The sequence below is a fragment of the Variovorax sp. V35 genome (genome assembly GCF_041154465.1).
GTDB lineage: Bacteria > Pseudomonadota > Gammaproteobacteria > Burkholderiales > Burkholderiaceae_C > Variovorax > Variovorax boronicumulans.
On record NZ_AP028666.1, the window covers coordinates 49,911 to 64,831 of the forward strand.

A 14,921-nucleotide genomic window follows, 5' to 3' on the forward strand; every position below is an offset into this window, starting at 1 on the left:
ACGGTTGTCCCGATTGGTGCTAAGGAAGCAACCGCGCCAGCAGCGCCGGGCTCACGCGCACGGGCAGCGCCAGCAGGATCTGTCCCATGCCCTTGCCGAGCGGGTCGTTGCGCAGCGAGGCCATGCCGCCGCCGCCCAGCGCCTGCTCGCAGACGAAGTTGAAGGCGTGGATGCCGGGCACCTCGTGGCGCGTGACGCGGCCCTGCACCAGGTGCGCGAGCCATGCGGCCACGCGCGCCTCGGTGAGTTGCGCGCGCAGCAGCGGCAGCAGCTCGGGATGGCGCGCGATGACGCCGATGTTCGAGGTGTCGCCCTTGTCGCCGCTGCGGGCCCACGCGAGGCGGATCAGCGGGACCTCGATGGCGTCGTCGCCGGGCGTGGCCAGGGGCAGTGTGTCGATGACGCGCACGGCGGGCGGGCCGTCGCTGGTGGCGTGCGTCGCGGGCACATCGACGGCCTGCCCATCGACGCGCACCTGCGGGCTCACGCGCGCCTTGTCGAGCAGGAATGCGTACTGCCGGATCGACGGCGACACCGAGGCGCGCCCGCCGCCCGCGCCCGTGGTGCCGGGCGCCCACGAGGTGCCGGCCGGTGCGACCTCGCGCGCGAACAGCTCCAGCGCGTCCTTGCGCGGATGCGTCACGGCGAGCCGCAGCACGGCCTCGCGGATCTGCTGCGCCTGCGTCTGCGCGTGCGGGCCGTAGCAGGACTCGGCGCCGAGCACTTCGAGTTGCGTGCCGCTGTAGGGCCCGAGGCCCTGCTGCGCGAAGAGGGCGCCGGTGCGCGCGAGGATCGCTTCGCCGGTGCGCCGCGCCTTGGCCACCGCGTCGAAGCCGACGATCGTGAGCTGCGCCGCGGTCTTGAAGCCGTCGACGTAGGTGGCGCAGACCTTGTAGCTGCCGGTGGGTGCGCGGCCGCGCGCGCCGTGCACGCGCACGCGGTGTTCGCCCGCCTGTTCGATGCGCACCTGCGTGAAGTCGGCCACCACGTCGGGCAGCAGGTAGGCGGCGGGGTCGCCGATTTCGTAGAGCATCTGCTCGCCGACCACGGCGGGCGTGAGCTTGCCGCCGGTGCCCGCGGGCTTGGTGACGACGAAGCTGCCGTCGGCGGCGCATTCGACGATGGGGTAGCCGATGTTCGGCCAGTCGGGCACGGTGTCCCAGTCGGTGTGCAGGCCGCCGGTGGCCTGGCAGCCGCACTCGATGATGTGGCCCGCGAGGCTGCCCGCGGCGAGCAGGTCGTGGTCGCCGGGCTGCCATTGGAATTCGTGCATAAGCACGCCGAGCGTGACGGCCGAGTCGACGCAGCGGCCGGTGATGACGACCTGCGCGCCCGCGTCGAGCGCGGCCTGGACCGGGCGCGCGCCCAGGTAGGCGTTGGCGCTGAGCACGCGCTCGGGCAGCGGCGCGCCGCTCTGCAGTTCGCGCACGGGCGGCTGCGAAGCGCGCAGTTCGGGCAGCAGCGGCGACACGTCGTCGCCGCTGACCACGGCGATCTTCAGCGAGACGCCTTGCTCGGCGGCCAATGCCGCGAGCGCATCGGCGCAGCCTTGCGGGTTGACGCCGCCCGCGTTGCTCACGACGCGGATGCCTTGTTTCACGACGTCTTTCAGCACGGCCTTCATCGCGACGGAGACGGAGTCGGTCGCGTAGCCCAGCTCGGGCTTCTTGAGCCGTGCGCCCGCGAGGATCGACATGGTGAGCTCGGCGAGGTAGTCGAACACGAGGTAGTCGATCTGCCCGCTGGCCACGAGCTGCGGCGCGCCCACGCTGCTGTCGCCCCAGAAGCCCGAGGCGCCGCCGATGCGCACGACGCGATTGTTGTTGTGGTTGCTGCTGTTCATCGGCCACTCCATTGCGGTTTGCGCTTCTCGCGGAAGGCGAGCTGGCCTTCGGCCGCGTCTTCGGTGAGCGCGAACAGGCCGATCTGGCTTTCGGTGAACGCCATCGATTCCTCGAAGGCCATGGCCTCGATCTTCTTCATCGTGTACAGGCCGCGGCGGATGGCGGCGGGCGACTTGTCGAGCAGGCGACCCAGCAGCCAGTCGACGCTGTCGTCGACGTCGTCGCTCACGCGGTTGACCAGCTTCAGTTCGAGCGCCTGCGCGGCGTCGATCGGCTCGCCGGTGATGCACATCTCGGCCAGCACGCGGCGCGGCAGCAGGCCGCCGAGCACGCTGAGCACCTGCGCGGGAAACACGCCGACCTTCACCTCGGGTAGGCCGAACACGGCCTGGCGGCTGGCCACGGCCAGGTCGCACATCGCCATGAGGCCCATGCCGCCCGCCATGCAGGCGCCGTTGACGCGCGCGATCAGCGGCACGGTCGATTGCCGCGCCTGGCGAAAGAGGTTGGCCATGCCCTGGTAGGGCGCGGCGTAGTCGAACTTGAACGAGGTGCCGCTTTGCAGGTCGGCGCCGGCGCAGAAGGCGCGCGTGCCGGCGCCCGTGAGGACCACGGCGCGCACGGCGGTGTCGCGGTTGGCGCGGGCCAGCGCATCGGACAGGCCCTCGAGCACGGCCGCGTTGATGGCGTTGCGGCGTTCCTGGCGATCGATGGTGAGCCACATGACGGGCCCGCGCATCTCTTCGCGCAGCTCGACGGGGGACGGGGAAGAAGGGGGAGGGGATTCGGACATGGGCGGCTCGGCTTCCTGGTGACGGATGCCGTAGCGTCGCCCGAAAAAAAAGCCGCGGCATGCGGCTTGTGGCTGCGGTGATCCGGGTTTTCCCTGGGGTGGCCCGGATCGTCGCTGGCGTCGCGTTCTGCGCGCTTCGGCTTACTTCAGCAGGCCTTCGGCCTTCATCGCTTCCTGAACGGCGGGGCGGGCGGCGACGCGGGCGTGCCAGGCCAGCACGTTGGGGAAGTCCGAGATGTCCACGCCGGTGGGCTTGGTCCAGTTGGTCACGGTGAACAGGTAGCCGTCGGCCACGCTGAAATGCTCGCCCATCAGGTACTGCTTGGCGGCGAGTTCGCTGTCGAGCCACTGGAAGCGGGCCTTCAGCTTGTCCTTGGAGATGGTCTTGGCTTCCTCGGGCATGGCCGGGTTGAACAGCGGGCTGAAGCCCTTGTGCATCTCGGTGCCGATGAAGGTCAGCCATTCCTGCAGGCGGTAGCGCGGCATCGTGCCGTTGGCGGGCGCGAGGTTCTTGGTGGGGGCGAGGTCGGCAATGTATTGCACGATGGCCGGGCCTTCACGCAGGCGGGTGCCGTCGTCGAGCTCGAGCATCGGCACGTAGCCCAGCGGGTTGATGCCGTAGTAGTCGGTGCCGTCCTGCAGCTTGTGGCTCTTGGTGCTGGCCAGCACGGGCTCGAAGGCGATGCCCGCTTCGTGCAGCGCGATGTGGGGGGAGAGCGAGCAGGCGCCGGGCGAGTAGTACAGCTTCATTCGAAAAAACTCCAATGGATAGAAGGAAAAGATCTGTGCGACCGCAGGGGATGCTAGCGGGTTTGGCCGCATCGCGTTTTTGTCCTACGGCGGCTCGCGCGCGCCGACTATCGGGCGGCACGGTGGGCCTTCCTACAGTCCGGACACGGCGGCGCATGCCCGCCGCAAAGCAACCAAGGAGTGGTTCACCATGCTCAAGTACGCGATCATTTTTGCGGTCATCTCGCTCGTGGCGGGTCTGCTGGGCTTTGGCGGCGTGGCGGCCGGCGCGGCGGGCATCGCCAAGCTGCTGTTCGGCCTGTTCCTCGTGCTGGCGGTGCTGTTCGTGGTGCTGGCCGCACTTGGCGTGGGCGCGGTGAAGAAGGCGCTCGATTGACCGCCTTGCCCCATGCCATGCATCTGTCGCACGTCGACCTGCGCCTGGACTACGAGGTGGACGCTCCGGCGCACCTGCGGCTGAACATCGAGGCCGCGCGCACAGGTGCGCAGGCGGTGCTGGCCGAGACGCTCACCGTCGAGCCGCCCGCGCGGCTGCGGGTGGGCTGCGAGGCCGACAGCGGCAACCGCTTCGTGCGTTTCGACGCGGCGCCCGGGCCGCTGACCATCGCCTACCGCGCGACGGTGCGGCGCCCGGTGGTGCATGTGCCGGCCACCTTGCCAGAGGTGCCGGTGAGCCAGCTGCCCGACGCGGTGCTGGGCGACCTGCTGCCTACGCGCTACTGCGAGTCCGACCTGCTGGCGCGCTGCGCGCAGCAGCTCTTCGGCGACCTGCCGCCGGGCATCGGGCGCGTGCAGGCGATTGCCGACTGGATCCACGACAGCATCGTCTACGTGCCGGGCAGCAGCGACTCGACCACCACGGCGCGCGAGGTGTTCGTGCAGCGCGCGGGCGTGTGCCGCGACTTCGCGCACCTGGGCATCACCTTCTGCCGCGCGCTCAACATTCCGGCGCGGCTGGTGGTGGGCTATGTGTGGTTCGACGAACCGCCGCAGGACTTCCATGCCGTGTTCGAAGCGTGGCTGGGCGGGCAGTGGGTGCTGTTCGATCCGACGCGCATGGCGCCCGTCGACCGGCTGGTGCGCGTGGGCACGGGGCGCGACGCGAAGGACGTGGCCTTCTCCACAATCTTCGGCGCGGTGCGCATGACCGACAAGAAGCTCGCCGTGCGCGAATTGCAGGACGAGCGGGTCATTGCGCCGCGCACGCCGGCACCCAGTGGCGAGCTGCGGGGCATCGAGAAGCCCGAACCGGTGCTCTGACCCTCCGAAGTGACCGCCCGATGCGGGTTGTTTGCTATTAAATATATAGCATTCTGCGCAATGCCGACAAGGCTCCGGGCCGATTTTGGCGCGGCTCCCTAGCTTGTCCACACAGGGGTTGCGGCAGGGCATCGCCGCTTAAAATTAGTGCCCTTTTTTGCGCCGCGCACGCGTCTGTGGTGCGCCCCCTTTTTCCAATGCTGTACCCCGAAGAATTCGATGTGATCGTCGTCGGCGGTGGCCATGCCGGCACCGAAGCCGCGCTCGCTTCCGCACGCATGGGCGCCAAGACGCTTCTGCTCTCCCACAACATCGAGACGCTGGGGCAGATGAGCTGCAACCCGTCGATCGGCGGCATCGGCAAGGGCCACCTCGTGAAAGAGGTCGACGCGCTCGGCGGCGCGATGGCCATTGCCACCGACGAGGCGGGCATCCAGTTCCGCATCCTCAATTCGAGCAAGGGCCCGGCCGTGCGCGCCACGCGGGCGCAGGCCGACCGCGTGCTGTACAAGGCCGCGATCCGCCACCGCCTGGAAAACCAGCCGAACCTGAGCCTGTTCCAGCAAGCCGTCGACGACCTGATGATCGAAGGCGATCGCGTCGTTGGCGCCGTCACGCAGGTGGGCATTTCTTTCCGCGCGCGCACCGTGGTGCTGACCGCGGGCACTTTTCTCGACGGCCGCATCCACGTCGGCCTCGACAACTACCAGGCCGGCCGCGCGGGCGACCCGCCGGCGATCAGCCTGTCGGCGCGCCTGAAGGAACTCAAGCTGCCGCAGGGTCGCCTCAAGACCGGCACGCCGCCGCGCCTGGACGGGCGCAGCATCGACTTCTCGAAGTGCACCGAACAACCCGGCGACGGCATGCCCGGTGGGGCAGGGCCGATGCCGGTGTTCAGCTTCATGGGCAAGGTCGAGATGCACCCGCAGCAGATGCCGTGCTGGGTGACGCACACCAACCAGCGCACGCACGACATCATCCGCTCGGGCTTCGACCGCAGCCCGATGTTCACCGGCAAGATCGACGGCGTCGGTCCGCGCTACTGCCCGAGCGTCGAAGACAAGATCAACCGCTTCGCCGACAAGGACAGCCACCAGATCTTTCTCGAGCCCGAAGGCCTGACGACCAACGAGTACTACCCGAACGGGATCTCGACCAGCTTGCCGTTCGACATCCAGTACCAGCTGGTGCGCTCGATGCCGGGCCTGGAAAACGCCCACATCCTGCGTCCGGGCTACGCCATCGAGTACGACTACTTCGATCCGCGCGAGCTCAAGAGCAGCTTCGAGACGCGTGCGATCCGCGGCCTGTTCTTTGCCGGACAGATCAACGGCACCACCGGCTACGAAGAGGCGGCGGCCCAGGGCCTGTTCGCCGGCATCAATGCCGCGTTGCAGTGCCGGGGCGAAGACGCCTGGCTGCCGCGCCGCGACGAGGCCTACCTGGGTGTGCTGGTCGACGACCTGATCACCAAGGGTGTGACCGAGCCGTACCGCATGTTCACCAGCCGCGCCGAGTTCCGGCTGCAGCTGCGCGAGGACAATGCCGACATGCGCCTGACCGAAGCAGGGCGCAAGCTGGGCCTCGTGGACGACGCGCGCTGGGACGCTTTCAGCCGCAAGCGCGACGCTGTTTCACGTGAAACAGAGCGGCTCAAGTCGATCTGGGTGAACCCGCGCAACCTGCCGGCGACCGAGTCGGCCCGGGTGCTGGGCAAAGCCATCGAGCACGAATACAACCTGGCCGACCTGCTGCGCCGGCCCGACGTGAACTACGAAACCCTGATGTCGCTGGACGGCGGCAAGTACGGCCCGTCGTCGGCGCTGAGCGCTTCCGAGATCGAGCAGATCGAGATCTCGGCCAAGTACTCCGGCTACATCGAGCGCCAGCACGACGAAGTGGAGCGCGCCGCCCACTTCGAGAACCTGAAGCTGCCGGCCGACTTCGACTACGGCCAGGTCAAGGCCCTGAGCTTCGAGGTGCGCCAGAAGCTGGACAAGCACCGGCCCGAGACGCTTGGGCTGGCATCGCGCATCTCGGGCGTCACGCCCGCCGCGATCTCGCTGCTGATGATTCACCTGCGCAAGGGCGGGCACAAGGCCTTCGCCCGCGACGCCGCCGATACCGCCACAGCCACAGAAACCACCGAAGCTGCTGCCACCGAGCCGCACACCGCACCATGAGCGCGACGCCCCTCGACACGCTGCGCGCAGGCGCAGCCGCCCTGGGCGTGGCCCTGTCCGACATGCAGGGCGAACAGCTGCTGGCCTACGGCACGCTGATGCTCAAGTGGAACAAGGTCTACAACCTGACGGCCGTGCGCGACCCGGCCGGCGTCATGACGCACCACCTGCTCGACAGCCTCGCGGCCGTCGCACCGCTGCAGCGCGAGTGGGCAGGGAAGGGCAGGCTGCTCGACGTCGGCTCCGGCGGCGGCCTGCCGGGTGTGGTGATCGCCATCATGCGGCCCGACATCGAGGTCAGCTGCCTCGATGCCGTCGCCAAGAAGGCGGCCTTTGTGCAGCAGGTGGCGGCCGAGCTGGAGCTGCCGAACCTGCGTGGCCTGCACGCGCGGGTCGAATCGCTGGCCGGCAGCTACGAGGTGATCAGCTCGCGCGCCTTCGCGTCGCTGCCCGATTTCTTCAACGGCTCGGTGCATCTGTTGGCACCGGGCGGCGTCTGGCTGGCCATGAAGGGCAAGGTGCCGACCGACGAGCTGGCCGTCTTGCCGGCGGGCGTCGCAGTGTTTCACGTGGAACAACTGACGGTGCCGGGCCTGGACGCCGAGCGCTGCATCGTCTGGGCGCGCAAAGAGGCCGCCTGATTTCGTAAAAGATGCGACGGCGCCGGCAAAAGCCGGTGCCGGAGCAATCTTCCCGGCGCTGGCCTGCCTTAGACTCGAAGCCTCCCCCTGGCTCTCTTTTTCGAGGCAAATCCCATGTTCGGCATCGCTGACTACGGCGCATTCGTCGCCGCCATCGTCCTGTTCCTTCTGATTCCCGGTCCGGGCAATCTGGCGCTGATCACCTCGACCAGCAAAGGTGGCATTCGCGGCGGCCTGGCAGCGACCTTCGGCGTGATCCTGGGAGACCAGGTCCTGATGTGGGCAGCGGTGGCGGGTGTGTCGGCCGTGCTGGCCGCCTACCCGGCCGCCTTCAAGGCCGTGCAGTGGCTGGGCGCCGCCTACCTGGCGTGGCTCGGTCTCAAGATGCTCCTGGCCAAGCCCGGCGCGGCACCGATCCTGAACATCCGCCCGAGCCATTTCCTGCGCCAGGCGCTGACGATCACCTTGCTGAACCCCAAGGCGATCGTGTTCTACATGGCCTTCTTCCCGCTGTTCGTCGATCCGGCGCGCCACCAGGGTGTCATCACCTTCGGTGCCATGGCCGTGACCATCGCCGCGCTGACCTTCCTGTACGGCCTGACCTCGACGCTGCTCACGCACTTCCTGGCCGAGCGCATCCGCGCCAATCCCCGCATCTCGGCCACGCTCGAAAAGCTGGCCGGCACCTTCCTGATTGCCTTCGGCATCAAGCTCGCGATCTCGCGCTGACCGACCCCGACGACCCGCACTGACGACACATGGCCAAGATTTTCTGCATCGCCAACCAGAAGGGCGGCGTCGGCAAGACCACCACCACCGTCAATCTCGCCGCCGGCCTGGCCAAGGTGGGCCAGCGGGTGCTGATGATCGACCTCGACCCCCAGGGCAACGCCACCATGGGCTCGGGCATCGACAAGCGCCAGCTGGAGCTCACGGTGTACGACGTGCTGCTCGAATCGGCCTCGGTGGCCGAGGCGCGGGTGAAGTCCGACAAGCTCGTGGAGGCCGAAGCCAGCTACGACGTGCTGGGCGCCAACCGTGAGCTGGCCGGTGCCGAAGTCGAAATGGTGGCGCTCGACCGCCGCGAAAAACGCCTGCGCACCGCGCTGGCCGCGGTCGGTGCCGAGTACGACTTCGTGCTGATCGACTGCCCGCCGAGCCTGAGCCTGCTGACGCTCAACGGCCTGTGCGCGGCCCACGGCGTGATCGTGCCGATGCAGTGCGAGTACTTTGCGCTCGAAGGGCTCACGGACCTGGTCAACACCATCAAGCAGGTGCACGCCAACCTCAACAAGAACCTGCAGATCATCGGCCTGCTGCGCGTGATGTTCGATCCGCGCATCACGCTGCAGCAGCAGGTGAGCGAGCAGCTCAAGTCCCACTTCGGCGACAAGGTGTTCGACACCGTGATCCCGCGCAATGTGCGCCTGGCCGAAGCACCGAGCTACGGCCTGCCGGGCGTGGTGTTCGACCCGTCCGCCCGCGGTAGCCAGGCCTTCATCGCCTTCGCGGAAGAGCTGGTCGCCAAGATGCCGCCCGCGAGCGCCTTTGCCTCGGGTGCGGTGGCACCGCCGGTCACGCCCGCACCACGCGTGGTGCCCGACCTGCCGATTCCCGACGATGTGCTGGCCGCTGCGCCTTCTACCTCTGTCGCCGATACCGACCAAAACCCCGTCTGACGCCCGCCCGAAGGGCGGCAGGCGCTATCAAGTTCGTAGCAATCAGCCATGAGTGAACCCCGCATCCTGCTGCTGCCCGGATGGCAGAACAGCGGCCCCGGCCATTGGCAGACCCGCTGGGAGTCGGTCTACGGCGACCACCGCGTCGACCAGCACGAATGGATGCGCCCGCTGCGCGGCGACTGGTCGATCCGCCTCGAAGAAGAAGTGCTGGCCGCGCCGGGCCAAGTGGTGTTGGCTGCCCACAGCCTCGGCTGCATCCTCACCGCAGCCTGGGCGGCCCACTCGCGCAACACGCACAAGGTGCGCGGCGCGCTGCTGGTGGCGCCCGGCGACCTGGAGCGCGACGACCTGCGCCAATTGATTCCCGGCTGGGCGCCCATCGTGCGCCAGCCGCTGCCGTTTCCGGCCGTGCTCATCGCCGCCAACGACGACCCGTACTGCGAAGCCTCGCGCTCGAAGCAGCTGGCCAGCGACTGGGGCGCACGCTTCATCGATGCCGGCACCGGCGGCCACCTGAACGCCGAATCCGGCCTGGGCGACTGGCCCGAAGGCCGGAAACTCCTGAACGACCTCTCGAAAGACACGCACTGATGGCGACCAAGAAACCCAAGGGCCTGGGCCGCGGCCTCGAAGCGCTGCTCGGCCCGACGGCCGCACCCTCCGCCGATCCGCTCGGCAATGGCGGCGACCGCGCCACGGAAGAGGGCGGCGCCCCGCAGAACCCCAACACCCTGAAGCTCGACCAGATGGTGGCCGGCGTCTACCAGCCGCGCACCCGCATGGACGAGGGCGCGCTGTACGAGCTGGCCGAGAGCATCAAGGTGCAGGGCATCATGCAGCCGATCCTGGTGCGCCGGCTCGATGCCGAATCGGCCGCGGCCAAGAACGCCGAGTACGAAATCATCGCGGGCGAGCGGCGCTTCCGTGCCGCCCGGCTCGCCGGCCTGGACACCGTGCCGGTGCTGGTGCGCGACGTGCCCAACGAGGCCGCGGCGGCCATGTCGCTCATCGAGAACATCCAGCGCGAAGACCTCAACCCGCTGGAAGAGGCCCAAGGCCTGCAACGCCTGGTGACCGAGTTTGGGCTCACTCACGAAATGGCGGCCCAGGCTGTCGGTCGGTCGCGCAGCGCCGCCAGCAACCTGCTGCGCCTGCTGAACCTCGCCGAGCCCGCCCAACTGATGCTGATGGCCGGCGACATCGACATGGGCCATGCGCGTGCGCTGCTGTCGCTCGACCGCGGCACGCAGATCACCGCCGCCAACCAGATCGCCGCCAAGAAGATGTCGGTGCGCGAAGCCGAGGCGCTGGTGAAGAAGCTCGCGGCCGAGTTCACGCTCACGCCCTCGCGGCGCGGCAATGCCGGCGAGAAGTCGCGCGACCTGCAGCGCGTGGAAGAAGAGCTGGCCGACCTGCTGACGGCCGAGGTCGAGGTGCGCATCAAGAAGCGCACGAAGCGCGGCGAAAGCGGGGAGCTGGCGATTCACTTCGGCTCCATCGAAGCACTCAACGGGCTCATCGAGCGCATCCGCCGAACGGCCTAGTTCGGCTTGCGTTGCGAAGACGGACCCCAGCGTTCGTTTGATTGATTCCTGCAATCCTTTGCGCGTATCCTCGATCGCGGTTTTTCTTTCAGCCCTGCAAGACCACCACCATCGAAACGAGGGAGTCGACCATGCCGTTCTTCGCCACCAAGTTCCCGCTCGCCGCAGTCGCCGTCGGCGCACTGCTGCTCACGGGCTGCGCCACCACCGACATGCAGATGGGCAGCCCCTCGGCCAAGACCATGGCCACCGGCAGCGCCGCCGGCGGTGCCACCTCGGGCGAGAGCAGCCAGCTCGAGCGCTGCGAATCGCCGCTCGGGACCGTGTCGCTGGTCGAGAACGTCAACGCCGGCTGGTACACGATCCTCACGGGCGAGTACCGCCTGCCGCCTACTGCAAATCTGTTGCGTTTGCTGGTGCAGCAATCGAACTGCTTCGTGGTGGTCGAGCGCGGTGCAGCCGGCATGAACGCGATGACGCGTGAACGCGCGCTGCAGCAGTCGGGCGAGATGCGCGGCGGCAGCAACTTCGGTCGCGGCCAGATGGTGGCCTCCGACTACGGCCTGTCGCCGGAGATCGTGTTCAGCAACAGCGATGCCGGCGGCATCGGCGGCGCGCTCGGCGGCCTCGTGGGCGGCGGCCGTGGCCGTGCCATCGCAGCCGTCGGCGGCAGCCTGCAGACCAAGGAAGCCAGCGCCTTGCTGACGCTCATCGACAACCGCTCGGGCGTGCAGGTCGCAGCAGCCGAGGGCAGCGCCTCCAAGACCGACTTCGGCGCCTTCGGCGGCCTGGCCGGCCGCAGTGGCGCCGGTGGCCTCGGCGGCTACACCAACACGGCGCAGGGCAAGGTGATTGCGGCCGCCTTCATGGACGCCTTCAACCAGATGGTTCGCTCGCTGCGCAACTACAAGGCGCAGACGGTGCGCGGCCAGGGCCTGGGCGGCGGTGGCCGCTTGGGTGTGGATGGGGGCGCTGCGCCTTCGCAGACCTACGTGCCGCCGGAGCCGGCACCGGCACGTCGCCGCAGGTAGGAACAGGACGCGGGCCTTCGGGCCACGAAAAAGCCCGGTGCTCTTGCGAGCCGCCGGGCTTTTTCATTGATGCGTGATCGCGAGGGATCAGAGGCTGAAGATCTTGCCCGGGTTCATGATGTTCTTCGGATCGAGCGCGCGCTTGATCGTGCGCATCATGTCGATCGCGCCCACGCCGGCTTCGGTCACCAGGAAGTCCATCTTGTGCAGCCCCACGCCGTGCTCGCCCGTGCAGGTGCCTTCGAGCGCCAGCGCACGGCTCACCAGCGCGTGGTTCAGTTCTTCGGCCTTCACGCGCTCTTCGGGGATGTTCGGGTCGAGCAGGTAGCCGAAGTGGAAGTTGCCGTCGCCCACGTGGCCGACGAGGAAGTAGGGGATGCCGCTGGCATCGGCTTCGGCCACCGAGTCGAGCAGGCAGTCGGCCAGGCGCGAGATCGGCACGCAGGTGTCGGTCGAGATCACGCGGCAGCCCGGGCGCGACTGCACGGCTGCGAAGTAGCTGTTGTGCCGCGCGGTCCACAGGCGCGTGCGTTCTTCCGGCGTGCTGGCCCATTCGAAGGCGTTGCCGCCGTGGCCGCTCGCGAGTTCCTGCACCGTCTCGGCCTGCTCTTTCACACCCGCGGGCGAGCCGTGGAATTCCATCAGCAGCATCGGCTCTTCGCGCAGGTTCAACTTGGCGTAGGCGTTCACCATGCGCACCGTGTTCACGTCGATGAGCTCCACGCGCGCGATCGGCACGCCCAGCTGGATCGTCTCGATGGTGGTGCGCACCGCGGCCTCGATGCTCGGGAACGAGCAGATCGCCGCCGACACCGCCTCGGGCAGCGGGTAGATGCGCAGCGTGACCTCGGTGACCACGCCCAGCGTGCCTTCGCTGCCCACCATGAGGCGCGTGAGGTCGTAGCCGGCCGACGACTTCTTGGCGCGCGTGCCGGTGCGGATGATGTCGCCGCTGGCCGTGACCACCTCGAGCGCCAGCACGTTCTCGCGCATCGTGCCGTAGCGCACCGCGTTCGTGCCGCTGGCGCGCGTGGCCGTCATGCCGCCGATGGAGGCGTCGGCGCCCGGGTCGATGGGGAAGAACAGGCCCGTGCTCTTGATCTCTTCGTTGAGCTGCTTGCGCGTGACGCCCGGTTGCACGGTCACCGTGAGGTCGTCGGCGTTGATCGACAGCACCTGGTTCATGCGCGACACGTCGATGCTGATGCCGCCCTGCACCGCGAGCAGGTGGCCTTCGAGCGAAGAGCCCACGCCGAAGGGAATGACCGGCACGCTGTGTTCGCTGGCGAGCTTCACGGCATCGGCAACATCCTGCGTGCTTTCGGCGAACACCACGGCCGCGGGCGGCGGTGCGTCGAACGACGACTCGTCGCGCCCGTGCTGCGTGCGCACCGCCATCGCCGTGGAACAGTTGTCGCCGAAGCGCGCCTTCAGCCCGTCGATCAGGGCTGCGGGGACATCGCGCAGATGAAGCGCCGGCATCAGGTGCGAGGTGGAAGTCGGGGCGTTCATCGGGCGTCTCCTGGAGGGGCTGAGGGGGATCGGTCATTTTACGGAGCGCGCACCATAATGCGCTTCGGTAAAAGACATGAACCCCACGACCCTTGCAGCCCTCGCGGCCTTTCCCTCGCAGCTCGAAGCCCACTACGCGGCCATTCCCAAAGCCTTCCGGCATTGGGCGCCGCCTTCGTGGGAGGGCGTGCCCAGCGAAGCCTTCACCGCCATCGAGCAGCTGTGCCATGTGCGCGACATCGAGATCGAGGGCTACCACGTGCGCTTTCTCCGCACGCTCGCCGAAACCCATCCGACGCTCGCATCGATCGACAGCGAGCCGCTGGCCATCGAGCGCCACTACGGCGCGGCCGACCCTGCAGCGGTGCTCGCCGAGTTCCGCCAGGCGCGCGTGCAGACGATGGAAATCATCTCGCAGCTGAGCGACGCGCAGCTCGCGCGCACGGCCGTGTTCGAGGGCTACGGCCCGCTCACGATGCGCAGTCTCATCCATTACCTGTGCAGCCACGACCATCAGCATCTGGCCGGACTGCAATGGCTGGCCGGCAAGATCGACGCCGCCGGCCTTTCGACCTGAACCGAGGAGCGCCCATGGGCAACCGACTTTCCCAGATCGCCACCCGCACCGGCGACGATGGCACCACCGGCCTGGGCGACAACACCCGCGTGCCCAAGGACCACCTGCGCGTACACGCGATGGGCGACGTGGACGAACTCAACTCGCACATCGGCGTGCTGCTGTGCGAACCGCTGCCAGAGACCGTGCGCGAGTTGCTGGTCGACGTGCAGCACCAGCTCTTCAACCTCGGCGGCGAACTCTCGATGCCCGGTTTCACGCTGCTCAAGCCCGAGGCGCTGCTGCAGATCGACAACGCGCTGGCCGACCACAACGCCGCCTTGCCGCGCCTGGCCGAATTCATCCTGCCCGCCGGCACGCGCGCCGCCTCGCTGGCGCATGTGTGCCGCACCGTGGCGCGGCGTGCCGAGCGCGCCGTGGTGTCGCTGGGCGCCACCACCGAACTCAACGATGCGCCGCGCCAGTACCTCAACCGGCTCAGCGACCTGCTCTTCGTGCTTGCACGCGTGCTCAACCGCATGAACGGCGGCGACGACGTGTACTGGAAGAGCGAGCGCATGGCCCGCGCGGCCGCCGCCGAATCCGAAGACCACTCCCAGGGGACGACGCCATGAAGAAGCTTCACATCACCACCGCATCGCTCGCCGCCATCGCCGCCGCGCTCTGGCTGCCCGTCACCGCGCAGGCGCAGAGCGCCGACAACCCGCCCCAGGCCGAACGCGCCCACACGATCAAGTCGCCCTCGCGCAGCGGCAAGGTGGTGGGTAGCGTGCAGCGCGGCACCAACGCCGCCGGCCGCGGCGTCAACCGTGCCGATGCCGCCACGCGGCGCGGCGTGAGCAACGTGTCGGAAAAAGCCAGCCGGCCCGTGCGCAACGTGGGCGAGTCCTTCGGACGCAAGCTGGCACCGGGCTCGAGTGGCCGCGCGGCACCGCCGCCTGTGGGGCCGCAGGGCAACGCGCCCTGATTCACTGCTGCTGCTGTTCGTTCAGGGCGACGCTCCCGCCGACGCGGTACCTTGCTCCGCGAATGTCCCCCGGCCTGCGGCCTCCTCCTTGATTTCGCTGCGCAAGGCACCGCATCGGCGTGAGCGTTGGGCAGTGC

The 14,921-nt window shown here is 68.5% G+C and carries 16 protein-coding genes; 12 read left to right on the forward strand and 4 right to left on the reverse strand.

The window, feature by feature from the left end; all coding sequences use genetic code 11:
- Nucleotides 1-19: 19 nt before the first annotated feature.
- The 3 genes from ACAM42_RS00230 to gstA form a co-directional block, all read right to left on the reverse strand.
- Nucleotides 20-1,843: an acyclic terpene utilization AtuA family protein gene (locus ACAM42_RS00230; RefSeq protein WP_369630769.1), complete on the reverse strand. Its 1,824-nt coding sequence runs from the start codon at nucleotides 1,841-1,843 to the stop codon at nucleotides 20-22.
- On the reverse strand, nucleotides 1,840-2,637 hold the full coding sequence (locus ACAM42_RS00235) for an enoyl-CoA hydratase/isomerase family protein (protein WP_369630770.1): 798 nt from the start codon (nucleotides 2,635-2,637) through the stop codon (nucleotides 1,840-1,842). The genes ACAM42_RS00230 and ACAM42_RS00235 overlap by 4 nt, the downstream gene beginning before the upstream one ends.
- 141 nt (nucleotides 2,638-2,778) lie before the next feature.
- Entirely contained in the window at nucleotides 2,779-3,387 is a 609-nt protein-coding gene (gene gstA / locus ACAM42_RS00240) for a glutathione transferase GstA (protein WP_139704705.1), read from the reverse strand.
- 190 nt (nucleotides 3,388-3,577) lie between these two features.
- Between gstA and ACAM42_RS00245 the strand changes: the two genes are divergently transcribed.
- The 9 genes from ACAM42_RS00245 (at nucleotide 3,578) to ACAM42_RS00285 (ending at nucleotide 11,728) form a co-directional block, all read left to right on the forward strand.
- Complete coding sequence (locus ACAM42_RS00245) at nucleotides 3,578-3,763, forward strand: DUF1328 family protein (protein WP_013538518.1); 186 nt, start codon at nucleotides 3,578-3,580, stop codon at nucleotides 3,761-3,763.
- A 17-nt stretch (nucleotides 3,764-3,780) separates the two neighbouring features.
- A complete protein-coding gene (locus tag ACAM42_RS00250) occupies nucleotides 3,781-4,647 on the forward strand; it encodes a transglutaminase family protein (RefSeq protein ID WP_369630771.1) in 867 nt (288 codons plus the stop codon).
- Between the two features lie 197 nt (nucleotides 4,648-4,844).
- Nucleotides 4,845-6,830, forward strand: coding sequence for a tRNA uridine-5-carboxymethylaminomethyl(34) synthesis enzyme MnmG (mnmG, locus tag ACAM42_RS00255; protein ID WP_159279061.1), 1,986 nt, complete (start codon nucleotides 4,845-4,847; stop codon nucleotides 6,828-6,830).
- On the forward strand, nucleotides 6,827-7,471 hold the full coding sequence (rsmG, locus tag ACAM42_RS00260; RefSeq protein ID WP_369630772.1) for a 16S rRNA (guanine(527)-N(7))-methyltransferase RsmG: 645 nt from the start codon (nucleotides 6,827-6,829) through the stop codon (nucleotides 7,469-7,471). Before mnmG ends, rsmG begins: the two co-directional genes overlap by 4 nt.
- Before the next feature lie 114 nt (nucleotides 7,472-7,585).
- Nucleotides 7,586-8,200 carry a LysE family transporter gene (locus ACAM42_RS00265; RefSeq protein ID WP_095743039.1) on the forward strand — a complete coding sequence of 205 codons (615 nt, stop codon included), beginning with the start codon at nucleotides 7,586-7,588 and terminating at the stop codon, nucleotides 8,198-8,200.
- A 29-nt stretch (nucleotides 8,201-8,229) separates the two neighbouring features.
- Entirely contained in the window at nucleotides 8,230-9,150 is a 921-nt protein-coding gene (locus ACAM42_RS00270; protein ID WP_369630773.1) for a ParA family protein, read from the forward strand.
- Nucleotides 9,151-9,198: 48 nt separating this feature from the next.
- Nucleotides 9,199-9,744, forward strand: coding sequence for an RBBP9/YdeN family alpha/beta hydrolase (locus ACAM42_RS00275; protein ID WP_369630774.1), 546 nt, complete (start codon nucleotides 9,199-9,201; stop codon nucleotides 9,742-9,744).
- Nucleotides 9,744-10,697: a ParB/RepB/Spo0J family partition protein gene (locus tag ACAM42_RS00280; RefSeq protein ID WP_062473760.1), complete on the forward strand. Its 954-nt coding sequence runs from the start codon at nucleotides 9,744-9,746 to the stop codon at nucleotides 10,695-10,697. Before ACAM42_RS00275 ends, ACAM42_RS00280 begins: the two co-directional genes overlap by 1 nt.
- Nucleotides 10,698-10,828: 131 nt before the next feature.
- Entirely contained in the window at nucleotides 10,829-11,728 is a 900-nt protein-coding gene (locus ACAM42_RS00285; protein WP_369630775.1) for a CsgG/HfaB family protein, read from the forward strand.
- Between the two features lie 87 nt (nucleotides 11,729-11,815).
- On the opposite strand, the gene ACAM42_RS00290 is transcribed toward ACAM42_RS00285, so the two are convergent.
- Nucleotides 11,816-13,240 carry an FAD-binding oxidoreductase gene (locus ACAM42_RS00290; protein WP_070061438.1) on the reverse strand — a complete coding sequence of 475 codons (1,425 nt, stop codon included), beginning with the start codon at nucleotides 13,238-13,240 and terminating at the stop codon, nucleotides 11,816-11,818.
- A gap of 76 nt (nucleotides 13,241-13,316) precedes the next feature.
- On the opposite strand from ACAM42_RS00290, the gene ACAM42_RS00295 reads away from it, so the two are divergent.
- Genes ACAM42_RS00295 through ACAM42_RS00305 form a run of 3 tightly spaced genes read left to right on the forward strand, consistent with a single transcriptional unit; the run spans nucleotide 13,317 to nucleotide 14,784 of the window.
- Complete coding sequence (locus ACAM42_RS00295) at nucleotides 13,317-13,817, forward strand: DinB family protein (protein ID WP_369630776.1); 501 nt, start codon at nucleotides 13,317-13,319, stop codon at nucleotides 13,815-13,817.
- Between the two features lie 14 nt (nucleotides 13,818-13,831).
- Nucleotides 13,832-14,431 carry a cob(I)yrinic acid a,c-diamide adenosyltransferase gene (locus ACAM42_RS00300; protein WP_369630777.1) on the forward strand — a complete coding sequence of 200 codons (600 nt, stop codon included), beginning with the start codon at nucleotides 13,832-13,834 and terminating at the stop codon, nucleotides 14,429-14,431.
- The gene (locus ACAM42_RS00305) at nucleotides 14,428-14,784 is read left to right on the forward strand and encodes a hypothetical protein (protein ID WP_307582518.1); all 357 of its coding nucleotides are present in this window, start codon (nucleotides 14,428-14,430) and stop codon (nucleotides 14,782-14,784) included. Before ACAM42_RS00300 ends, ACAM42_RS00305 begins: the two co-directional genes overlap by 4 nt.
- Nucleotides 14,785-14,921 lie beyond the last annotated feature (137 nt).